Annotated in this window: 20 protein-coding genes and 1 pseudogene; 3 read left to right on the top strand and 18 right to left on the bottom strand. The window is 50.5% G+C overall.

All coding sequences use genetic code 11. The features are described from left to right. Positions 1-101: 101 nt before the first annotated feature. The 8 genes from A3842_RS02000 to A3842_RS02030 form a co-directional block, all read right to left on the bottom strand. Positions 102-938, bottom strand: coding sequence for a carbohydrate ABC transporter permease (locus A3842_RS02000; RefSeq protein WP_074100260.1), 837 nt, complete (start codon positions 936-938; stop codon positions 102-104). A gap of 13 nt (positions 939-951) precedes the next feature. Next, the gene (locus A3842_RS02005; RefSeq protein ID WP_074100261.1) at positions 952-1,854 is read right to left on the bottom strand and encodes a carbohydrate ABC transporter permease; all 903 of its coding nucleotides are present in this window, start codon (positions 1,852-1,854) and stop codon (positions 952-954) included. A gap of 109 nt (positions 1,855-1,963) precedes the next feature. Next, a complete protein-coding gene (locus A3842_RS02010) occupies positions 1,964-3,349 on the bottom strand; it encodes an ABC transporter substrate-binding protein (protein WP_074100262.1) in 1,386 nt (461 codons plus the stop codon). Between the two features lie 160 nt (positions 3,350-3,509). Next, a complete protein-coding gene (locus A3842_RS02015; RefSeq protein ID WP_074085934.1) occupies positions 3,510-5,168 on the bottom strand; it encodes a response regulator in 1,659 nt (552 codons plus the stop codon). Then, positions 5,155-6,984, bottom strand: a complete 1,830-nt coding sequence (locus A3842_RS02020) for a cache domain-containing sensor histidine kinase (RefSeq protein WP_074100263.1) — start codon at positions 6,982-6,984, stop codon at positions 5,155-5,157. The genes A3842_RS02015 and A3842_RS02020 overlap by 14 nt, the downstream gene beginning before the upstream one ends. Before the next feature lie 455 nt (positions 6,985-7,439). Then, a complete protein-coding gene (locus tag A3842_RS33135; RefSeq protein ID WP_256701440.1) occupies positions 7,440-7,562 on the bottom strand; it encodes a hypothetical protein in 123 nt (40 codons plus the stop codon). A 360-nt stretch (positions 7,563-7,922) separates the two neighbouring features. Further along, positions 7,923-9,323 carry a helix-turn-helix domain-containing protein gene (locus tag A3842_RS02025; RefSeq protein ID WP_178382276.1) on the bottom strand — a complete coding sequence of 467 codons (1,401 nt, stop codon included), beginning with the start codon at positions 9,321-9,323 and terminating at the stop codon, positions 7,923-7,925. Between the two features lie 150 nt (positions 9,324-9,473). After that, positions 9,474-12,152 (bottom strand): YhgE/Pip domain-containing protein, encoded by a 2,679-nt coding sequence (locus tag A3842_RS02030; RefSeq protein ID WP_074100264.1) that lies wholly within the window; start codon positions 12,150-12,152, stop codon positions 9,474-9,476. Between the two features lie 244 nt (positions 12,153-12,396). Between A3842_RS02030 and A3842_RS02035 the strand changes: the two genes are divergently transcribed. Beyond that, positions 12,397-12,924, top strand: coding sequence for a hypothetical protein (locus A3842_RS02035; protein WP_074100265.1), 528 nt, complete (start codon positions 12,397-12,399; stop codon positions 12,922-12,924). Positions 12,925-13,034: 110 nt separating this feature from the next. On the opposite strand, the gene A3842_RS02040 is transcribed toward A3842_RS02035, so the two are convergent. Beyond that, on the bottom strand, positions 13,035-13,466 hold the full coding sequence (locus tag A3842_RS02040) for a hypothetical protein (RefSeq protein ID WP_074100266.1): 432 nt from the start codon (positions 13,464-13,466) through the stop codon (positions 13,035-13,037). A 177-nt stretch (positions 13,467-13,643) separates the two neighbouring features. Between A3842_RS02040 and A3842_RS02045 the strand changes: the two genes are divergently transcribed. Together A3842_RS02045 and A3842_RS02050 are read left to right on the top strand one after the other, a co-directional pair. Continuing rightward, positions 13,644-14,498 carry an AraC family transcriptional regulator gene (locus tag A3842_RS02045; RefSeq protein WP_074100267.1) on the top strand — a complete coding sequence of 285 codons (855 nt, stop codon included), beginning with the start codon at positions 13,644-13,646 and terminating at the stop codon, positions 14,496-14,498. A 223-nt stretch (positions 14,499-14,721) separates the two neighbouring features. Next, positions 14,722-14,931, top strand: a complete 210-nt coding sequence (locus A3842_RS02050) for an alpha/beta hydrolase (protein ID WP_244169749.1) — start codon at positions 14,722-14,724, stop codon at positions 14,929-14,931. Positions 14,932-15,014: 83 nt separating this feature from the next. Here the strand turns inward: A3842_RS02050 and A3842_RS02055 are convergent, their stop codons facing one another. From A3842_RS02055 to A3842_RS33140, 9 genes and pseudogenes are all read right to left on the bottom strand, one after another. Next, complete coding sequence (locus tag A3842_RS02055) at positions 15,015-16,082, bottom strand: DUF1349 domain-containing protein (protein ID WP_074100268.1); 1,068 nt, start codon at positions 16,080-16,082, stop codon at positions 15,015-15,017. Beyond that, positions 16,082-16,180: pseudogene (locus A3842_RS33850) on the bottom strand (tetratricopeptide repeat protein); the annotation flags it as partial. The gene A3842_RS02055 and the pseudogene A3842_RS33850, both read right to left, overlap by 1 nt. 233 nt (positions 16,181-16,413) lie before the next feature. Beyond that, entirely contained in the window at positions 16,414-16,881 is a 468-nt protein-coding gene (locus A3842_RS02060) for a transcriptional regulator (protein WP_074100269.1), read from the bottom strand. Positions 16,882-17,043: 162 nt separating this feature from the next. Next, positions 17,044-17,940, bottom strand: a complete 897-nt coding sequence (locus A3842_RS02065) for a sensor histidine kinase (protein WP_074100270.1) — start codon at positions 17,938-17,940, stop codon at positions 17,044-17,046. 22 nt (positions 17,941-17,962) lie between these two features. Then, a complete protein-coding gene (locus A3842_RS02070) occupies positions 17,963-18,724 on the bottom strand; it encodes an ABC transporter permease (protein WP_074100271.1) in 762 nt (253 codons plus the stop codon). After that, positions 18,717-19,640, bottom strand: a complete 924-nt coding sequence (locus tag A3842_RS02075; protein WP_074100272.1) for an ABC transporter ATP-binding protein — start codon at positions 19,638-19,640, stop codon at positions 18,717-18,719. The genes A3842_RS02070 and A3842_RS02075 overlap by 8 nt, the downstream gene beginning before the upstream one ends. Before the next feature lie 83 nt (positions 19,641-19,723). Then, positions 19,724-20,416, bottom strand: coding sequence for a response regulator transcription factor (locus A3842_RS02080; protein WP_074100273.1), 693 nt, complete (start codon positions 20,414-20,416; stop codon positions 19,724-19,726). A gap of 207 nt (positions 20,417-20,623) precedes the next feature. After that, the gene (locus A3842_RS02085; RefSeq protein ID WP_074100274.1) at positions 20,624-21,514 is read right to left on the bottom strand and encodes a DegV family protein; all 891 of its coding nucleotides are present in this window, start codon (positions 21,512-21,514) and stop codon (positions 20,624-20,626) included. A gap of 343 nt (positions 21,515-21,857) precedes the next feature. Then, positions 21,858-22,868, bottom strand: coding sequence for a M23 family metallopeptidase (locus A3842_RS33140; protein WP_083609442.1), 1,011 nt, complete (start codon positions 22,866-22,868; stop codon positions 21,858-21,860). Positions 22,869-23,046 lie beyond the last annotated feature (178 nt).

A 23,046-nucleotide genomic window follows, 5' to 3' on the forward strand; every position in this document is an offset into this window, starting at 1 on the left:
GATTATTGCTTGTAGTCTTAAAAACAGCCTAAAGTAATAGTATTATCTACGTTGTTATAAGCAGTATATTCCATAGGGAGAGGAGATCGTAATGGCTCAGCCTACCCCTTCAGGGAACCAGCCGTCATCTGCATAAAAGATTTATTGGCAAAGACATACGCTACGAGAATCGGCATAATCGACAGGCAGGCACCAGCCATCATGTAATGAGTCTGCGAGGCGGCGGAAATGCCATACTTCAGATTCGCCAGGCCCACAGTGAGCGTCTGCAGCTCCGGCTTCGTCATGGTGAACACGAGCGGCAGCAGATATTCATTCCACGCGCCGCGGAAGGTAAAGAGTGCGCCTACCCCCAGTCCAGGACCGAGCAGAGGAAGAATAATAGTCCAAAAAGTGCGGCCGAGTGAGCTTCCGTCAATCCGTGCAGCTTCATCCAGTTCACGCGGAATGCCTTTCATGAAGCTGAGCAGGATAAAAAAGATCGAAGCATGCGCGGAGATCAAAATCAGAATGACCCCCCACAGCGAGCTGTGCAGGTGCAGCCTGACCATCAGGTCGAACTGCGGACGCAGCACCACTGCCCCTACGGCGACAAACATTGTGAATGACTGCATGCCGATATAGAATTTTTTGCCGAAAAAATCCATCCGGTCTACTACATAGGCAGCCATAGAGGCTACCAGCAGTGTACCGGCGACCGTGGAGAGCGACACGATTAGACTGTTGACCGTATACGTCGAGAAGTGGGCTTTGTCCCAGGCATCCGCGTAGTTGGAAAAATGCCATTTGCTTGGCAGGAAGGTTGCGCCTGTAGTCAGCTCAACGTTTGTTTTGAACGAGCCGAGAATGGTAATCACCACAGGAATCAAGGTTACAAAGGCGAGTGCCAGCAAAAAGATCCATAAAACCGTCTTTCCCGTTATCTCTTTTGTTCTCATCTCACATCTCTCCTCAATCAATCCGATTCATTCGTCTGGAGGCATAGAAGTAAATCACGGAAATCATCCCCACAATAAGCGCAGAAACAAATGCGACCGCACTTCCATATCCAAACTCCTGCACCTGGGTTGAGGCTGAGCTGCCCCCGACCGGAAAGAACAGCTTATACAGGTAAAGGAACATGACTTCCGTTTTGCCCGCAGGGCCGCCTTCGGTAAGCACCATTATGCTCTCATAGCCCTTCAGCGCATTGATGATCGCCAGCATAATGACCATCTGCAGCACGGGTCCCAGCATCGGCAGGGTGATGAAGCGGAACTGCTGTATTTTATTAGCTCCATCCAAGGAAGAGCTCTCGTAAACATCCTCGGGAATATTCTGAAGTCCGGCCAGGAACAGCAGCATATAGTTGCCGACCGCACCCCACACCGCCACCAGAATGACCGTAAGCATGGCATGTTTCGGACCCAGCCAGTCAATGCCGGAGGATGAAATGTTAAATTTGATCAGGAACTGGTTCAGAATTCCGTTGTACGAATTAAAGATCGTAAAAAAGACTACAGCCATAACGGCCGTACTGATTACTGTTGGCATGAAAAAAACGGCCCGCAGCAGCTGTCTCCCTCTGATTTTACGGTTCAGAATCGCCGCCAGGAGCAGGGACAGCGGGATCGAGAGCAGCAGCTTGCCTCCCGCATAGACAAAGGTATTAACGACAGAATCCCAAAACTCTGCGTCACGCAGAATCCGGCTAAAATTATCGAGGCCGATGAACCGGGCAGTTCCATAGCCCTTGTAATTGTAGAACATATAGCGGAATGCCCAGGCAATCGGGTAAATTCCCAGCACAAGCGTGAGCAGTGCGCTTGGCAGCAGAAAGCTGTAGGCAAAGGTGGCATTCTTGGTTTTGTTCATGGGTTCCTCCAGGCTCCTTTCCTGTCTTGCTGTCAAAAGATAAGGATGGGGGAAGAAATCCCCCTCCTTAAATGGTCTCTGTGAAATGCTCGGATAAGCTTCTCTTAACTTATTTGGCGAACTTCCCTGCAAGCGCTGCCGGATTAAAGCCTGGGTCCGGTTCGGCTTTCAGGCCGTCATTCTTCATCGCATCATCCAGCGCAGCGTTGTAGCGTTTGTTCAGATCGGCAATCGTAGCATCCAGATCCCCGCCGTTCAGCATGTATTTGAAGAAGGCGTCGTCCGATTTCATACCTTCCGGTGCCACTGCCGGATACACCGGCCATACCCCGTCATACTGATTCGGCAGGAACCCCTCGATACCTTTGACTTCAGGGATTTTGGCGGAGGCGCTGATGGAAGGGACCATCGAGATGCCATAACCATTCTCCTGATAGGCTGTCAGCATTTGATCACTGTACATATACTCCATGAACTTCCAGGCAGCATCCTTATGCTTGGACTTGGCACTCAGAGCCAGCCATTGTCCGCCGAGGAAGCCCGAAGCGCCCTTTGCGTTGCCGTCAATCGTAGGCGCAGGTGCCGCAGCCCAGTCGATTTTGGCCGGGAACTGTGTGCTGTAGACCCCTGGTTCCGAGGAAAAACTCAGGTACATCCCGATCTTGCCCTCGGCAAACTGTGCCCGCAGTGGATCGATATCCAGCGATTCCACACCTGGAAGCATGCTGCCGTCATCTTTGATCTGCTTGAAAGCCTCGATAATCCGCTTGAAACCGCTGAAGTCATAACGCGCCGTTTTGAAGTCATAGCCAAAGCCGCCGAAGCCGCTCATTTCAGCAATAACCCGCGCTGAGCGTCCAAGTGCACTGGCCGGACTTTTGAAGTTCTGCGCAAAACCGTAGGCACCGTCTGCTTTTCCCGCTGCGGTCAGCTTTTTGGCAGTGTCCACCAGCTCCTGCAAGGTTGTCGGCGGCTTGGTAATTCCTGCTTTGGCGAACAGGTCCTTGTTGTAGACCAGACGCATCGTCGTACCGTAATTCGGAAGGCTGTAGCGTTTGCCGTCAAAGGTGTTCAGATTAACCATCTCCGGAAATTTAGCCTTCATGTCATCGGACAGATACTCGTCGATTGGAGCGAGATATTCTTTTTTATAAAAAGTGCCGATGGTGTTTTCTTTCACCCGGATCACATCCGGAGAGTCGGCAGTTTGGAAGGACAGATCCAGCGCTGTATCGAAATCATCGCCCTTGACGACCAATTCCACCTCAATGCCATCGGTATTCGTTGCGTTGAAATCGGCTACCTTTTCCTTTACGAATTCGGCGTCATGGCGGTCACCTGTCCAGTAGCTGATTTTGGTCTTTTCGCCTGATGCCGATCCCGCTCCAGAGTTTGATGGCTCCTTGGAATTCTCAGCAGTATTGGAGTTGCCACATGCGGCCAGACCGAATGCCAGCACCGCGCTCAGCGAAGTCAGAAGCAGTTGTTTCTTCATTTCTGTTAGCCCCCTTATATGTTCAAAGCTGTGTTTGCCTTACACTCTGATTATAGGGCAGGCCATTCATCTGCATAATGCGGGTAAACCCACATTAAGGGCAGATATCTGCTGAACTAATGCCAAACGGGGATGAACACCCGCAGCATCAGCGGATTGTTCATCCCCGTGGATTCGTAAGTTGTGAAAAGTCTGCCCTGCCGAGATAAGATATCTTGAACTCCGACGGTGTCATGCCGGTGTGTTTCTTGAATACCTCGCTGAAGTAGCGGCGGTGCTCATAGCCAAGCTCCATGGCGATTTCCTGCACCTGCAGCCCTTCAATCAGCATTGTCTTCGCCTTCTCCATCTTCTCGTGCATGACGAACTGCTGAAAGGAGATGCCCGCCACCTTCTTGAACAAGTTCGAGAAATAGCCCTGGCTGAGGCTGATTTGCTTCGCCACCTGCTCCAGGGTCAGGCTGGTGTGCAGGTTGGCACAAATGTAGGCCTTAGCCTGACGGATAATCCGTGTGGATTCGATGGAGCGCTCTTCCTCAATCCAGCGGCAGCCCTCGGCGCACAGTCCCTCCAGAAGGGAGCGGATCTCCTGCAACGAAGGATGCGGGCGGTTCTTCAGACGGTTCACTTCCTGCTCCAGCGGCTGGACCTTCTCATAAGGGAATAGCTCCAGCATGACCCGGCAGATTTTGAATGACAACTCGTAGCCGATGTTCTCCACATACTGCGGCGCGGGCAGCGGGTCGAGCTGAAGCAGCTCATCGAATATCCGTACGAGCACCAGCTGGCTTTTCTCACGGTTGCCTGAGCGGAGCGCGAAAAGAAATTCCTGTTCGGCGGCAACAGAATAGTGGCTCGCAGCCCGCTGCTTATGGACGATACTCGCGTAGTTGTATACAGCGTTGCCGCCAGTATAGAAATGATACGCCAGGGCACCAAGCGCCTGCGTATAGGAATCGGCCAGCTCATGGATCGCAGATACGCCCAGTCCCATTCCAATCGAAACCGTGCAGCGGGAATAGCGGCTGACATTGGCACAGCAAGCCTCGGTGATCTGCTCCGCCATATGGGGGTCGTCCCCGTTGATGATTCCGACATAACGGTTCGTCGCCTCACGGAAGAGAATTCCTTGCGTCCAGGCCAAGATCGTCTCTTCCAATATATTTTGCAGGCTGAAGCGGATCAGTTCGATCTCCTGCACAGGCTGGCGGCAGTACTTTTCGGCAAACTGATCGATCTCGACGATAAACACTGTGAAATTTTCCTGCGCCAGCGGAATGCCAAGATACTCCCATCGCGCTTTCGCACCCGGCTCAGTCTCCCTATGCTGCATTAGGAGAGTCAGATACTCTTGGCGCAGAATCGGCAGACTTTCTTTGATCCGGGCTTGCATAGCCTTTAGGTTCTCCTGCTCTCTGCGATCCTCCAGACACAGTTCCTTTGCCTTCAGCACCACATTCACGATCTCCTCCAGTGAAAAGGGCTTTTTGACAAAATCCATGGCCCCAAGACGAATTGCCTGCTGGGCATAGGAGAATTCCGAGTACGCGCTGAGAATAATGATTTTGCAGTGCGGGGCAAACTCCAGAATCGCCCGGGTCATCTCCAACCCGTCCATTCGCGGCATGCGGATGTCGGTAAGCACAATATCGGGTTTCAGCTCACGGATCTTCTGCAATCCTTCTTCCCCGTCGAGCGCCGTACCGGCTACCTCGATGCCGTACTCCTGCCACTGAGGCTTGCGGGCAATCATGTCTACTACGCTTTTTATATCGTCGATCACGCAAATTTTGACCGGCCTTACTTCAGGATATTCCATAACTTCCTCCCTCTTCCTTCTGCAGACTGAGCGGTATCCATAGATCGGTTCGCGAGCCTACGCCTGCCTGGCCGGACAGCTCCATCCGCGCCTCATCGCCGTAATAGAGCTGCAGCCGGTGCCTGATATTGACCAGGGCATATCCTTTTTTGGAAAGCTCCCGCTCAGTCATCCCCAGCTCCACTTTGGCGGTATCCATGCCTTTGCCATTGTCCTCCACCACAATATGGAGCATGGCCTGCTCCAGCGAAATCCTCACATGTATCCAGCCGCCGCTCCTCCGGTCCGAGAACCCGTGCTGGATGCTGTTCTCCACAATCGGCTGCAGCAGTATTTTGGGAATCGGGACCGACAAAAGCTCCTCCTCTTCCGTTTCAGCACGGTACACGAACAGATTCTCATAGCATTTTTGCTGGATGGCGCAGTACTGCTGCACATGCGAAAGCTCGTCCTCGAGCGTAATCAGATCCTTGCCGCCGCCAAGCCCCAGCTGGAACATTTGCGATAATGCGAGGATCATCTCGTTGACATCCTCATTTTCACCCATCACGGACTTACAGTAGATCGTATTGAGCGTATTGTATAGAAAATGGGGCTCCATCTGTGCGGTCAGCGCCCGGATCTCCGCATGGCGTTTGCCTTTTTCCTTCTGCCGCACATCTTCGATCAGGGTTTTGATCTCCGTCATCATCCGGTTAAACTGAAAGCCAACCTGGGCGATTTCATCGTTGTATTTGCTCTCAAAAGAAACGCTGAGCTGGTTCTCCTCCACTCTGCGCATCAGCCGGCTCAGCTTGAACAAGGGACGGAGAAGTGCCGCCGTCAGTTTGTTTGAGAAAAACCAGGTCGTCAAAAGAAACACCAGAATCACATACAGAACCGTCCGCTGCACGCCTTTGAGCTGTCCGAGGAGCTGATCCTTGGACTGCATCCCGGCCAGAATCCATTCCGGCGCAACCGCCGACTGCTTATAGTTGACCAGATAATCCTCACCGTCAAAAGGATAAAAGAAATTGCCCTCGCTGTCCGCTGTTCTGTCCTGCAGAAATTCCGGCTCTTTCGGCGGCCCCCCCTGGGCAGTCCAGCCCGTCTGCACTACCGTCTCCCCTTCCTTGTTCAGAAGCAAATACTTTCGGTCCTTACCGGCAGTGCCCTGACCAAGCAGTGAAGCAATCCGGTTCTCTCTGAGATTGACCACAATGAACACGTTGGTGATCGGCGTTTGCTCATAAATTCCCCGTACTACAAAGGACACCACACGCTGGCTCCCGGTGAACAGCCGGTCGTAGTGCCCTTTGGCCCAGTATCCGCCGGGGCTTTTTTTGCTATTATCGTACAGCTCCGAGCCGTAAAATGAATTATCCTGTGCTCGGACCTGGGTGGTGGAATAAAAATCCCCGATCGGTGTAGCTATGAGAACGTTCTCAATCATTGGCTCATTGAAGGTTGCCTGCGAGAGGACGTACTGCATTTCCGATAAATGAACATAATATTTCGTCACATCATGGGCCTGCACATCAATCATCATCTGCCTGTAGGCATCACTGAGCATCAGTGATTGGACCGACATCGCCACATCATTCAGCCGATAGTCCAGCAGCTGCAGTGTCTTATCCACGGTCTCTTTACTGGTCTCAAACGCATTGTTCTGAATTTCCTTTCCGGCTATCCGGTAGGTTAGAACTCCCATCGCGCTAATGGATAGCGCTATCAATACGAGAAATGAGAGAAGTACCCGCTGCTTGATGGACACCTGATAATAACGTTCACTCGACTTGCTCCAGATTAGACTGCCCCACTTTCGAAAGAACCTCATGGATGCCCGCTCTCCTTCCTACCGCAAAAATTCCGCCAGTTCTCCGGCAACCAGCTTTCATCCCCTGTACCATACGACCGATTTCGGGTTGATGTCAACAAGTTCACCTTGATTTCCTACCCCAGCAATGGTCTCGATCATTTCCTTCTAGAATTCCAGAGCAGCCGGTAAATCTGGCCCGCCCGGCCATTCCTTCTTCAGCTCCCCTTCTGCTGAATGAAATCAAATAGAGCATCCCTCCATATCAGAGAGATGCTCAGTGTAGTTAATTAATTGTGCCCACTATAAAATTCAGCCCATACCGCTGCCCCGCTCCTGTTGCAAATGGGGCCAGGCCATCCCCAAGGGTACCCTTTGTGTATTCATTATGTTAGAAAATGAAGGCGTAACCACCTGATTAGCCGTTCAAAATGCCGCTATCTGCAACAACGCTCAGCCATTCTTTGGCAATCAGGTCATGACCGGAATGTGTCGGATGGACGCCGTCCCACAGCCAGTAAGCCGCATGCGTTGCCGTCGGTAATCGAATCGCCTTGAAACAGAAAAACCTTGTTTTTTCCAGTAGCTGAACTAGTCATCCATACTCATCCTTTGATTTAAATTTAGTGGTTGTGGATACTGCCCCGGGAGCGCCCGTTTGGTTCCCATCCTAGCAGAAAAATGCTCAAAAACACTAGATCGAAGGGAATGCTCCTCTGCACGTACAGCGACCTATAGAACACGCTTTCTGGATATACAAATAATAAAACCTCTCTTAGGAAAGAGAGGCTTGGGGGCTTCTGAAGATGATTCGGTCGAAAGCTGCAGGAAGAACTTCATTTCACAAAAGGCCTTACAGGTATTACTCGGCACCTACCCCATGTGTCAAAGGTTCAATGAATGAATGCGTTGAAGCGGATTGCATAACTAATGCCGGAGCGTCAACAGCCAAAAAAATGCTACCTACTGCCAGCAGCAGAGCCACTTTTCTTATCATTAATCTTTTGCACCTCGCCAATTAGAATTTTGTATCTTTCCTGATCCTCGCCGGAACTGAGATGTCTGTATTGCTCAAATAATACTACGCACTGAACAATATGGCTGTCACTATTCATTCTAACAGAAGTTTCCAGACATTGGAATAAGTAAGCGATACCATTCTTGATTTTCTGGGCATTTAAGCAATACACCGCCAATTCGTACAGCAGTACCGTATATTTGTCTTCGGTCACCTGAGCATTCAGTTTCCCCATTCGGGTCTTCAGGTTTTTGAGGCCCAGATGAGGCTCGAAGCGTTCAATGATTTCATCCACGTTGAAGTCCAGGCGGTTGGCCGCCTGCATGATTTTGGTCAGGCCCGGGACCATTTCGTTCTCTCTGCCGTTAATGAATTCAACATAATCCGCAAGCACCTTGGTCTCTCCTGTCATCAGACGATACAGATATGTATTGGCTTCAGCCCATTCTTTAAACTGCTCCATAATCTGCCGGGCCTCCTCCGTCGTCTCCTGAACCCAGCTGAAATCGGAATATAGCGAGACATAATGAAGAGCCTGGATATAATCCCCGCGTTCATCACAAACTGCCGCGCGGAGCAGATGGGCGTAGAGGATATAGAAACAAAGGGGCCTCGCAGGTTCTTTTTGGACCGTACGGCGGCTGACCTTGTGATACTTATTCTGATATTGGATAGATGCCTTGTGCCCCATCTCCTCTGCCAGAGCCTCCACTCTGTTCCAGCGGTGCAAGGACGCATAAATATTGGCCAAATCCTTCAGCGCATTCAGCTGGTCCACCTCGTCGAGCCGCTCGACAAAGTATTCAAAATGCATCGCTGTCCGCAGATTGGCATCCTGATCTTTCCCCAGGGCTATGGTAAACAACCGGTACTGGCAGAGGGCCAGCCGCTCCGAATGTTGATATTTCTCACTCTCTGCCACACCTTCATATAACATCGCTGCCGCTTGCCGCTTGCCCTGGACAAAGAATTCCTCCGCTGTTTCAAACAGTGCCTGGGCATAGGAGATATTATCCATAAGGGTCTGGACAACCTGCCGAATGCATTCAAGTTTGTCCAGCTCCGCACAGCGCTGCAGAAAAGGGCCCAGCCGCCGCCAGTCCGGGGTGGAGTGAACAACACATTCATCTATGTATAATTCATAAAATTCACCTTCGGGAAGCCCCATCCCCGCTGTTATCCGGTCCAGCTGCTTCATGGCAATGGGGCGGTTCCCATTGATAATACTGCTGAGCGTACCGGAGTTCACCCCTGATACCCCAGCGAATTGATTAATGGTGATACCTTCTTTTTTCAAATAAGCTTCCAGTTCTGATTGTATTGTTGTCGTTTTTGATTCCAAACAAACACCTTCCTAAGAACCCATATATTTGAACTATAATCCAGATATTCCTATATATTAGGTTTTATACCGGGATAGGTCAATGTGCATTGGCACGCTAAATATGGGTTGACAGATCTGATCGCAGCCGTTCCACTGCCTGGCCCCAGGTCAGGAGATCAGCCTGGACTCCTCCGCCTGCTCTGCGGCACGCCGGATGAACCGCTCGAGGGGCTTCTGCAGGGTAAGGGCCAGCAATAGAGCAAGCAAGCCGAAAAGAACCAAATACAGAGCATCACGAACAGCAACCTCCGGGAGTATGCCGCCAACCGCCTCTCTGAGCAGGCTGATGGCATATGTAAACGGCATATACGGGTTCAGGATTTGAAAGAAGCGGCCGGTAATGCTGACCGGGAAGGTTCCTCCCGAACTGGAGAACTGGAGCACCATAAATACAATGGCTATGCCTTTGCCCAGGCTGCCAAAGATGTAGACCAGCGTGAACACAATCGTCACAAATACAATACTGATCAGGACGGCAAACAGCACAAACCACAGCTTGTCGGCAACATAGCATTTCAGCAGATATATATTGCCAAGTACGGCTACCAGAGCCTGTAGAATTCCTACGGTCAGAAAAGTCAGCAGCCGGCCAAAATACAACTGGTACCTGCGGTATGCGACCCCTCCAGTATCGACACCAGTCCGCAACAGGGAAATGAGCAGGGTTCCTCCAACCCACAAGGCAAGCACCACATAGAAAGGGGTCATGGCCGAACCGTAATTGGGAATCGGGTATAATGCCCTTTCCTTCAGCACCACGGGATTTGCGAGAAAATCGCTGGTTCCCTTGATATTTCCGCCCAGCAGTTCAGCGATTTCCTCCAGATTGACCTCCTTCTTGATCTTGCGGACCGTATCAGCAGCGCGGCGGACGGCCTGCTCCAGGACAGGCAGATCATTCCGCACCAGTTCTGCAGCCCGGTCCACCCCCTGATCTGCACGGGGAAGTCCGGCGGTAATCCGTTCGGACACACGGCGGAACTTGTCCTCTACCCCCGGCAGGTCCTTGCGGGCAAATTCAGCCGCCGTATGAATTTTTTCTCCGGCAGCGGGCAGCCCGTTCTGAATGCGCGGCAGCACATGCGTGACGAAATCGCTGAACGCTGCCAGCCGGCCGTTCATTCCGGCTGCCGCCGCACGAACCTCATCTCCCATCACATGCAGAGGTTCCCGCAGTGCGGCCAGGCCGGTCTGCCCGTACTGGATGGCGGTTCCCGCTTCATCCAGCACCGTGTCCAGCGCCGCCAGCCGTGCGGGCGCCTCCTGCAAGGCTGTGGCGGCGTGCCCCGCCGCCAGAGTGAGCTGCTGCAGCGTGCCCTGCAGCGCATGCTGCCCCTCCGCGCCGTAGCGCGTGAGAATTCCCCCCAGCGCCTCAGCGCTGCGGGCGGAATTCTCACCGAGCTGCGCCAGCGCGGCGGGGTCCAGCTTGCCGCCGCCCCGCAATGCGGCGGCAAGGCGTGCCGCCTGCGCAGCGCCGGCGGCAAAAGAAGCCCGCGCCCCGGCCAGGGCGCGGAGCTCGCTGCCCGGCACAGCGCCCGGCGCGAGGGTGTTCACGGCGGCGAAGAGAGCCGCCGTGTGCTGCAGCGCGCCGCTTCCGGCGGTCAGCCGGTCTGCGGCCAGCTGCAGTTGGTCCGCCGCCGCTGCGCCCGGCAGCGGGGGGCCTTCAGCGAGCTGGCCTGCCAGCAGCGCGGCGCTGTCTGCACTCTGCTGCAGCAGATAGAGATTCTGCTGCAGCACCTGCGGAACAGCGGCAAAAGCCGCGCTGTTCTGCGTAAGGAACTGCTGCAGCTCCTGCCCGAAGGCGGGCCCTCCTGCAGCAATCCTGTCGGTCTTCGGCAGGCCCTTGGCGGCCGCAGCGACAACGGCTGCAGCCTCATCCAGCCGGTCTGCGGCAAGGCCCAGCACCTGTCTGGCCTGAATGAAATCAGCGTCCAGACCGGACAAGAGCTGTGCCGCGTGCGTTAGGTCCGGGAGCCTGCCCTGCAGCTCCTGCAGCCTGCCCGCGGCATCGCTGATCTGCCCCCAATGCTCATCCAGCAGCTCCGCTGCCCTGCCGGCCTCTTCTACTTCCGGCAGCTTGTCCGTAACGCTAGCCATCCGTCCGGCGGCACCGGCGATCTGCGGCCAGTCCTCCTGCAGCTTCAATACCAGCTTCCCTGCCTTTTCAATTTCCGGCAGGCTCGCTTCCAGCTTGAAAAGCCCCTGCTCCACCTTACGGATGACAGGCAGCTCAGCCTGAAATTCACGGTCAATGGCACTTAGGGCAGTAAGCACTGTGCGGCTAAGAGTTTCGGTGAAGCGCCCGCTAATCTGAGCGGTAATAGCGGAAGCACCTTTGGCAGTAATTTTTGGAGCAATGGCATTCATTTTTTCATTTACTGTATAGTCTACTTCCGGTTTTACCAGTTCACCTTCGAGGACCCCTGCCATCCGCTGTGAGAACTCTTCCGGTATAACAATGCTGGCATAATAATCTCCGCGCTGCACCCCTTGCACTGCTGCTTCTGCATCAGTGAACGTCCAGCCCAGCGACTTGTTGCCATGCAGGCTCTCCAGCACCTCATCCCCAATGTTGAAACCTGTACCGTTCACAGTGGCCCCTTTATCGAGACTGGCCACCGCGACTTGGATGCCGGATGTATTGCTGTACGGGTCCCACACTGCCGCCACATTTACCCAATCGTAGACCGAGGGCAGCACCGCAAGTGCGGCAACCAGCATTAGGGCTACCGGAGCTTTGAGCAGGCCTATCCAATCCCTTTTGTATATTTGCCATATCGCCGCCATATTTGCGCTTCCCCCCATGCCGTAATCTGGATAGCTTAATATGCCCAGGAATGGCTTATTTAAAGTAATAAATTCATTTCTGCTTGTCCTATATTTTTCTGCTTCACAGGTTCAAAACTTTTTGCAACATTTTCACCGGAATTACGTTTATAAAGGTACAAAGCCCGTTTGAGAAAACCAGCGAAGGGTAATGAGTTATATAGATGTACACCGTGTCATATTCATATCAAGGGGGAATTTTTACATGTTCAAAAGAAAATCGGTTGTTCTGTTTCCTGCTCTGGTCCTCCTGTTCCTCTCCCTCGTGACTACGGCTAGTACGGTAGGTACACGCGCAGATGCACAAAGCGGCAATATAAGTCAGGAATTGACGGTTTATATACATGCGCTGAAGTCCAATGACGGACATACGATCATGACCGCCGACCCAATCGAATGGTACGAAGGTGCTGAAGCGAACCGTATCTTTGCAGAACGTGAGCCTGAGGCTGCAGCAGAGCTTGGCGGAGTACCGGATGATTACTATATTGTGAATGACAGTGACTCGCTCACTTCCTATCCCATCGCTGATAATGCTACGGTAACGATGCAGATTTACGACCATACAGGGAAACCGGGGGATTTGGATATACAATGGAATGAAGCCATTACGCTTCACAAGTTCATGACGGAATTCGCCAAAAAGGACATCATCGATCTCAGCCAGTCCCCATACCACATTACGGTTCAGGATGGCAAGGTGATCTCGATCGTACAGCAATACACTCCGTAACTTCATAGTCTGCACACCAAACGAGCATCGTCTATATAGACGATGCTCGTTTGGTGTGCAGTAGTATCTGTAAAGTAACACGACCGGAGGCTTCGAAGTCTTCCTCATTGCTAACTGCAATTCTGTTCAACCGATATATTATCATTTGTAATGATAACTTTGGAGTAGCCTGATAAAGATTCTGTGTAAGAACAGATGGTCTTTTTTGAAGCTTCTCCTTTCGAATTAGTATATTTCAAGTACACTCCGCCTTCTCCGGATAACTGGAGACTTGGGCGGATTTTGACTATCTCCCCGCTTTTAACCGCTTGCTTAAATACGTCTATCGAATGGTTACCGACAATTTCCCCGTTAGGCCCACTTACCAGCACCCCTGTTTCCACTGAAGTAAGCTCATAATCCGATTGATTATCTATCGTTACTGTAAAACTTCTGAACTGACCTAAAAGGCCGGCATTATTTCTCACTATTATGGCAATCAAAATCCCGGCCACCAGAAGTGAACCCCACTTCACAATTGAAATATACTTTATCTTCTGCATTCACTTCGTCCTCCCAACATTAGAGTGAAACCCAAATCGTTTTATAATTTGAACATGTGTAAAAAGGTTAGATGTTTCCTAAACCCTTTAGGTCGTAAGCGCTTTACTTCGGGCCGGATTTCATTAATAATTAGAGTATTAACAAGTGTATAAAAGTCTGAAAAAGGGGATATACGGATGACTACTTTTGAACTGCATGTGGATACACCGGTTGATCTGGAGATCACCGGCAAATTTGTCGCACCGTCCTCCGATTGGGTTCACCTGAGCAGAGTACTGCAGGATTACGAGCTTATTGTCATGACTGAGGGCGTGTTATATTTGGCGGGTGACAAACAGCAATTTGTAGTCTCCAAGGGTGAATATCTCTTACTTCCCCCGCTTACCAGACAATACGGAACCCGTTCATCCGATTGCTGCTTCTACTGGCTGCATTTTTCGGCCAAGTCCGGGATCACAATCACCGATGTGGCCACCTCCAGCCATAGTGAGCAAGATAACGTCATTCTGCTACCCCAATATGGGACCCTGAAGAGCCTGGAGAAAATTATCGTAATGATGAAGCAACTGCAGGATTCAGTGCGTGGCTACAATCATAAAACGCTGAACAATTACATGGCGACGGTCATTTTATGCGAGCTGTACAACCAGTTGTTCCATGCGGACTCCAATCCGTCCAAAAAAACCAAACAGGAGCAGCTCTACAACGATATCGTGGACTACATAAAATGGAGCCGGAGCGAGCATATCAAGGTGTCGCAAATCGCCGCTTACTTCGGATATAACGATAAGTACCTCTCCCATCTGTTTACCACTATCTCCGGCATCTCGTTGAAGCAGTACATTCTGCAGCAAAAGATGGAGTTGGCCAAATTCCTGCTCGCGGACACTAATCAGAACATCAGCGAAGTCTCCATCCAGCTCGGATACACAGACTGCCATAATTTCATGAAATCCTTCAAGAAGATCGTCGGCCTGACGCCCTCAGATTTCCGCAACGCTTATGCCAAGCGGCTGCTGTTCTATGAGTGACCCTTAACGATTCTACAGACCTAAGAATGTACAATCAATTCCTTCACCCTGAGTATACTCGCAGAAGCCTGTTAACGCATCATTCCGACCAGAGTATGACCTTCCCTGATCCTGTGGTTGGTATGCTGTAAATATAAGCTCCTGCGAGCTTCCCCCCAGAAACCTTGCCCCTACCTATCTTCTAATGATTAGTCAATCTTTTTTAGGTTAGCTTTTTTACTTAATGTCTTTAATTTACCAGGTTGCCAGCCAGCTGAAGCTGCTGTGGCTGTCATGCGGTGCTTCGGATAATCTGCTGTGGGTCAGCCAAAATTTCCATAATAGCTTGAACACTATGAATATCCCGCACACGTGGTATCTGGATGTGGGCGGACATGAAGGGAAAGTTTGGAGCAGCGGGCTGTATCAATTTTCGCAACGGATCTTTAAGTAAATTTGTGATTTATAAAGTTAATGCCTGTACCGGCAAACATGAGGCTATCCGTTGTGGTTGGCCTCATGTTTGCGGATTAGGGCTTAATTGGTGATCTTCACATTGCCAAACACAGCCTTATTCTTCGCGTCATCCCCCGGATTGCTGAGCGCTATACCGATATACACCTGGCGGTTCATCGAGATCTGTACGGTTCCGGCCTTCGTCCAGCGCTTCCCGTCAGACGAAACTGCGCCAGTGAAGGTATTTCCCTTTCGGTTCAGCTTAAGCCAGCTTGGAGCAGAAGCATCTGTTGTCTGGTCAACCGAGCTGCCCGCCGTCTCTTTCCGATACTGGAAGGTTGCCCCATTCTCAGGGGTAATCATCATGTCTGCGTGCTTTGCATCATGCCCCAGCGACTCCCGAATCATAACGCCGGCCTTGGCCCAGCCGTCCATACGTTCAGTTGAACGCATCTGAACAATGATCTCCGCATCACCCTTCACAGGTTGATAGACAAAGTTCATCTGATCCGCTTTCCCCCAAATATCCGTGGATGTGCTGCTCATTGTAAATTGCTTTTTGGAAGAATTGTATACAACATTCCCCGGCATGGAGCCGATATTCCTTGCCTTCCACCCTGTTGGCAGCTGAGCCGGATAGTCATGTTCACCCGGAGGTGTCCAGTCCGGTGTCGGCCATGTTGTACGTTCATCGATTTTGGCCAGCTCGGCTTCAGGCCAGGTCCCATAAGAAAAGAACGACAGACGCTTCACGCCAGGGTAATTCTCGCGGATTCCCTGGTAAATCTCCTGATATTGATCATCAGTCCAGTCATTATCCAGCGTTGCTACAATTTCCACTTGGCTGCTGCTGATCCGGTCGCTCGTATCCTTCAGGATACCGTATGCCGTGCTGTACACCCAGTCGCTGTTGAATTCCCAGTCATCAAAGTACGCCATAGGGGCGACAAAGTCGATAGAATCCTTGAATTTGGCTACATTCTGCCCAACCTCTGTAAATTCCGGCGGCAAAATATACACGCCAAGCTGCATATCCGGATTCGAGGACCGGGAAATATCCTGACGGATATCGCCTACATACTGTCCGATTTGATCTGTTCTCCATTCATTCCACTGCTGCCGCTGAGTGGAACCCCTTCCCTTTTCCAATATTCCGGATGATTATGTCTTGAACATCCAAATAAATAACAGCCAGAACTTAAAGATGTTGTGAATCTCAGCGGCGGAACATAACCCGAAGAAATCTGGTTTATTATATTTTCATCAAAGTACAACGCTAAAGAGTTTGACGGCATTAATTTTCTTTGCCTACTACATCATTCTGTAACACAAATAAACCCGCAGAAGCCTGTTTACGCATCGTTTCGACCGGAGTGTGACTACCCTCTCCCCTATAGTCGTCATGATGTAAACACAGGCTCCTGCGAGCTTTTCTACAAAAAACTTGCTGATTAGTGAAAGCAATATGTGGCCTGTGTTGTCATTTCGCCACAATCGGTACGAATATATCCGATAGATGATAGCCCATTTTCTCTTTGAATACCTTGGGTGTAGTAACATGGGTCATTTCGTAACGTTCAGCTGAATCATTCTCGCTTGTTGATATTTCGAAGCACCCACTTGTCTCAACCCATGCGCGAATGGATGCTTTAGTTTCCTGGATGGCCACTTCCTCTGCATCTTTTGAAGTTGCAACTGCATATAATCCCCCAGGGAAACCGGTAACCTCATATCCACCTGTATCTTTGTATCCTTCCGGCAGCGCAAAAAACCATTCCAAGTAACCTTTCTTGACGTTATACCACATAAAGTCGCGGGGCGTAATATAATGCTTGACATCGACAGAAGACCACCATTGGTCAAACGCTTCGAAATCCTCCATAGATGATATGTTTCCCGAATTAACGACCGTTAGAGGTGGGATCTCAATTACACGGATTCGCTCCATATTCACAAAACCTCCGGAAATAGAAGTACTTTAACCAAGAGTATAAGTGTAATGGATAAATCAGGAAATGAAATGCATCACAAGTTTTATTAACATCGAAAGTAAAATGCACATTGGATGAACCGAATGATGCAAATGACAGGCTCATGCTGGCATTGCGCCTTACAGCTTCCAACGGCAGGTCATCGTTAAATTGCCCCCATGCAGCTCCGCTGTCAGTGAGCCGTTCATCTTGTCCATTAGACTTTTCGCTATGGAAAGACCAAGTCCCGATCCTTGGGCGGACCGGGTGCGGTCGACCGTATAGAAGCGGTCGAATAGCAGCCTCACATCGATGTCGGATAACTCCTTCGCTTCATTCACGATCCTGAACATGGCTGTCTTCTCCCGTTGCTCGAAGCAGATCTCCACATGACCGGCCGCATGTTTGACAGTATTAATAAGCAAATTCTCAACGACCCTCTGCACGGCTGATTCGTCAGCATATATAGCCACCGCTTCCTTCGGCAGCCGGATATCCGGCGTAATGTTCCGTTCGTTGAACCGGTCGTAGAAACCAACCAGAATGTCTGACAGGAGGACAGTCATTTCGATCCGCTCGGACTTAAGCTGATAATCCGAAGATTCAATTAAGGACAGCTCGAAGAAATCGTTCAATAGCGCTTGCAGCCGTTTCGTGCGATTTTTAACGATTGTGAGGTATTCGTGCTTCTCCTCGGGCGTAATAGGCTCTGCTTCCAGCAGTTGAATATATCCAAAGATGGAGGTCAGCGGAGTACGAATATCATGGGAAATGTTCGTAATTGCCTGCCGCAGCTCATTTTCTGTTCGTCTTCTGCGGGCCTCTGCATCGACTACGAGGTCGGACTGGCTGTTAATTTGACCCGCAAGCGCTTCGAGCCGCCGGTCAAATAGCGTTACGTCTATTTTTTTACCGGTTGTCCGCTCATTATAGCGGCGCAGCTGCGATGTCATCCGTCCCAGCTCCCGCCTCATCAGCAGCAGATGGGCAAGCAGAAGAGCCGCCACCGTAACCGATATGAGCGTTATGATAAGCAACTCTCTTCCGCCCCTCTTACTTTTATTTTATTTCCTTTCTACGGAACACGAGAATACCGAGCAGCCCGGCTGCGACAATCGTCAGCAATGGCACAAGCAGGAGCGCCGGCAGATCGCCGCCGTCGATGCTGGGCTTGCCGATATCGTTCATCAGCTTGAAGATAGAATAATCATACACTGTAGTAAAGAAAGGGATGTACTCACCCAAGCCCCCCAAAATCGTGTCAATCATAAGGAAGAAAATCATCGAGAAGCCGATCGTCTTGCCGCTTTCGGTGAACACGGCAGTGAACAGCGCCCCGATCGCCGCGTAGCCTGCAGTGTACAGCAGTGTTAGTCCGAGGGCCCGTGGTATGAAGAACGCGTCAACCCCCTCCGGCAAATGGCCAAAACCTGAAAGTAGTGAAACTTCGGTCGTGCTTACGATCGGGAATACCAGAGAGACAGCCATGGCTCCGACCGAGAATCCGATCAGCTTGGCGGTGAACAGCCGTCCTCTATCGTTGCCCGATGATGCGATCGTCTTCATGACACCCGTCGCATATTCACTCGCGATGAAGAATCCGGCCAACGCTGCTACGCCGAATTTGATCACATAGCCATTGCTTGCCATAAATTTAATCAGAAATTCGGCTCCTGTAAATTGCGGATCTCCACTCGACTTATTGTCAAAATAGTAGAGCAGTGGATACACCAGTGAAAGAGCGGCGGTTATGAGCAGCAGCACCCGGAATGATCTGTCCTTACGCAGCTTGAACAGTTCTGACCTGATCAGGTTATACATGCCCGGCACCTCCGATCCGCTTCATAAAATAGCTCTCCAGGTCTTCGCCCATCGGCATAAACTGCTCGATTTCCAGGCCTGCGGAGAAAAGCGTCGACGATACTTTGCCTGGCTGCTCCATGTGGCCATACAGCTTGATGGCCCCATCCGGCATCACCTCGAAATCGGCTGTGCGGAACTCATTCTGAATAACGGTTGCTGCCTTGTCCGGGTTATCCGCTTTGATATACACGTATTGCTGGCATTTATCGTTCAATTCCTGTGCAGTGAGCTGCTCCAACAGCTTGCCGTGATGAATAATGCCGTAATGGCTTGCCAGCAAATGCAGCTCACTCAGAATGTGGCTGGAGATCAGAATCGTTATCCCTCGTTCGTGGTTGAGCTGCTTGAGCAGCTCGCGCATCTCGATAACGCTCATCGGATCGAGTCCGTTGGTCGGCTCGTCCAGAATTAGAAATTCGGGGTCGCCCAGCAAGGCGATCGCCAGACCCAGCCGCTGCTTCATGCCAAGTGAGAAATTCCTCACTTTTTTCCTGCCTGTTCCCTGCAAACCGACCCATTCCAGCATCCTGTCGACGCAGTCTTTGCCGGGGATGCCCCGGAGGAGACGGTTCGCCTCCAGATTCTCGGCGGCAGTCATGTGGGGGAACAACGAGGGGCTCTCGATAATCAGCCCCATCCGCTTGCGGGCCTGGGTCAACGCCCGCTCATCGCTGGCTCCGAACAGCTCGATACTTCCGTCGGACGGAAAAGCAAGTCCGGTAACGATGCGCATCAGCGTCGATTTTCCGGCTCCGTTCTGCCCAATAAAGCCATATATGGAGCCTTTGCGGATAGACAAATTTACTTTATCCAGCGCTACGCTGCCTTTGAACTTCTTAGACAATTGATTCGTTTGCAATACATATTCGTTCATTGTCGTCTTGGCCTCCCTTATGTGATAGACCAAGTATAGAAACGAAAACTTAAGAGGGGCTAAAGCCAATTCTTAAGAATGTCTTAAGGCTTCAGCCGATAGCCCATGCCCCATACCGTCTCGATAAATTCGCTGCCAGGCGCAGCCTTCGCCAGTTTACTCCGCAAATTGCTCATATGGACATTGACCGTATTATCGTCTCCGTGGTATAGCTCATTCCATACGCTTTCGTATAGATTGGCTTTCGTGAATACCTTTTTCGGTGCCGATAAAAACAATGCGACAATCTCGTACTCCCGGACAGTCAGCACAACCTCCGCCCCCTCTGCCGTAACCGTTTTGGAATCGTGGTCGAGCACCAATCCCTTATGCTGCAATACGCTCGGCACAGCCGGAGGAGCGATCTGCGCATACCGGCGCAGATGGGAATCGATGCGCGCTGATACTTCCTCGATATCAAAAGGCTTCGTAATGAAGTCATCCGCCCCTCCGCGCAGAGCTGACACCTTGGTCCGCTGTTCACCCTTGGCCGAAATGATGATCACTGGTACACCACCCCGCACGCGGATCCATTTAAGCAGCTCCTCGCCCGTCATTCCCGGCAGCATCAGATCGAGCAGTACCATGCTCCATTGCCGTTGCTCCAGATAGAGCAGTGCCTCTGTTCCGGAGAAGGCAGGCTGTGGCACGTAACCGCTTTTTCTAATAATGCTACACAGCAGCCGACTGATGTCACTGTCGTCTTCGGCCACGAGAATATTGATCGAATTATTCATCTAATCTCCTTGTACTATCTGTTATCAGCTCTCAAACCTATGTTCATCAGCATTTATGATAGACTATTTTTACCTCTGATTCCAGAACAGCATTTTTTATGACCTGGCGAAGAGATTAATTTGGACTCCCATGGTTCGCAAAAAACCAGCAGACCCACTCCGGGACCTGCTGGTTTTTTGTATGCAAGCAATTTGGCCGAGCGGGACTCAATCCCAAAGCATAGGCTCCAGTACTTTATCCTGAACAGTGATACTGTTAAGGGCTGTATTATTAATCCATGAAAGCGCGAGCGTTCCCTCGCCCATATGAACACCTACTACCGGAACAAAAGTCATGATTTCTGTACGCACAGAAGGCGACATTTCCTTGATGGCCGACTCCAGGCTCAGCGCCTCTTCCATATTGTTGGCATGCATAATGCAAATATCCTGGATCCGCCAGATATCCTTGTGGAGTGTCTCCAGCAACTTTTGCTTCGTCTTCTTGAAGGTGCGGATTTTGTCCACAACGACAACTTTGCCTTCATCGAACTTCAGCAGCAGATGAATCCGCATCAGCTGGCCCAGTACAAGCTGGGAGCCAGAGAGTCGCCCGCTGCGGTGCAGCTGGCTGAGACTGGCAGGGATCAGATAGAAAGACATCTCTTCAATGATATTTTCGATTCTGCTCTTAATCTCCAGCGCTGAGCAACCTGCCTGCTGCCAGTGAACGCCGCGCAGAATCATCTCACGGATCGGGTAAGCGCCTACCTTGGAATCAATGCCAATTACGGTAACTCCAGCGATATCCGCTGCCTGTATAGAGGTATGGAAAGTACCACTAAGCTCGGAGGAACAATGGATCGCAATAATTTCGTCATACTCTTCCTTCAGGTGCTCGTATAACTCTACGAACTCACCGATCGGCGGCTGGGAACTGCCAACCTTGTCATTCTGGCGCATTTTATCATAGAACTGGTCGGCGGTGATTTCGATATTTTCTTTATAACATTCATTATTGACAATTAGACGGAGAGGAACAATATATACATGGTTATTTATGGCGAATTCAGAGTCAATTGTGCTGGTGCTGTCGGTTACCCAAGCGATGGATTTCATGTCACTGCTCTCTTTCGTGAGGGATTGGTTGCGATCAGGAATCAGCAGCTTCAACTATCTGCATATTCGTAAATTATACAGGAAACCAAGCGCTCATATAGCGATTACGAGATAATTACCGGCACCTTTTTCAACATGATTCGACATAAATTCACATTTCACATGATAGATATACCTATTAAAGAACCGACTGGATATGGTATGTGAAGACGCCAAAAAAATTGCCGTTACTTATGATTTACTACTGCCTCATGGCTGGGCGCACCAAAAGAACGGCATCTCTGCCGTCCTTTAACATTTGAAATTATTGTATCATCTTCTACTCTTCGGTACTGAAGTCCGGTTAGGGCGCTAATATATAGGCACCTTGCTCATAATCATCGGCGTCCTTCCAGTGAACGCGCAGTGACTTCGTAGTGTACAGTTCCGCGCTGTTGGCAACCTCGAAATGAAGATGTGGTTCGCTGGAATTACCCGAGTTACCGCACTTACCCAGCGTATCTCCGGCCTTCACTACGTCGCCGGCTTTGACGCTGACCGATCCTTTTTGCAGATGAGCATAGTAGCTGAACTCTCCGTTGCCATGATCGATAATGACGTGGTTCCCGGCGATCTGCTCCGTATTCTCCTTACCAACAGGCTTATTGTCTTGGATGTCATTGACGATTTTCACGACTTTACCCGCTGCGGCAGCCAGAATAGGTTTTCCGAAAGCAAAGTAGCTTTCATTTTTGGTGGCGTCGCCTTTATAGCTGAACCCATTGTTCACCACGATGAGATCATACGCATACCGCTGCTGCTCAGCCCCGTAATGATAATTAATTAGCTCGTTCGTCCCCCCCCAATAGACAAACCATTTCCCTTGAAAAGGAAGTTCAAAAGTCGTTTGAGTGCGCTTCGCATCCGTCTCGGGATACTGCTGCATCGTATTAAATATCAGGCCCTCTATCTTGTTGTTTCTGTCAAACAGAGCTTGTATCGTTTTTTTTCCTTTGGGGTCCTTCCAAGCATAGTAGCTGGTATTGTTTATAAGAAAATGACTAACCAGTTTATAGGATGTGACGTTCTTGTGGTTGAGGCTGACTTGTTTCTTGAAATCCTTTAACGAGAATTGCTTCTTGAATTCGGCTCCGAGTTGTCCATAAATACGTTCATATTTCTCTTGCTGCAGCAGTTTTAAAAGTTGGTCCGGCCGGAAGGAAGCAGCGGCTACTGCTACTTTCGAGACAGAGCTTGCTGATACAACCTCAGGCTTGGCGGACTCAGCCGACGCCGAGGCTGCGAGTGAGCCCACAGTCAGTATGCCAGCGAGGCTAAGCAGCATCAGATTTCTTTTGCTAATGATATTGTTCATCCGTTTTCTCTCCTTTATATGGGTTTCACGGATAAGTGTATGCGATGAAGTTTAATACCTGCGAAACGAAACCTTATGATTGTATTAATCAGGAGATTGAAAAGTTAAGGTTCCGTTAAGATTTATATTGTGCTGCTGAAACAAAATGAATGATATATTTAAATGAATACCAAGTTAT

It is taken from the genome of Paenibacillus sp. P3E (assembly GCF_001909045.1).
Taxonomy (GTDB): Bacteria; Bacillota; Bacilli; order Paenibacillales; family Paenibacillaceae; genus Paenibacillus_AQ; species Paenibacillus_AQ helianthi.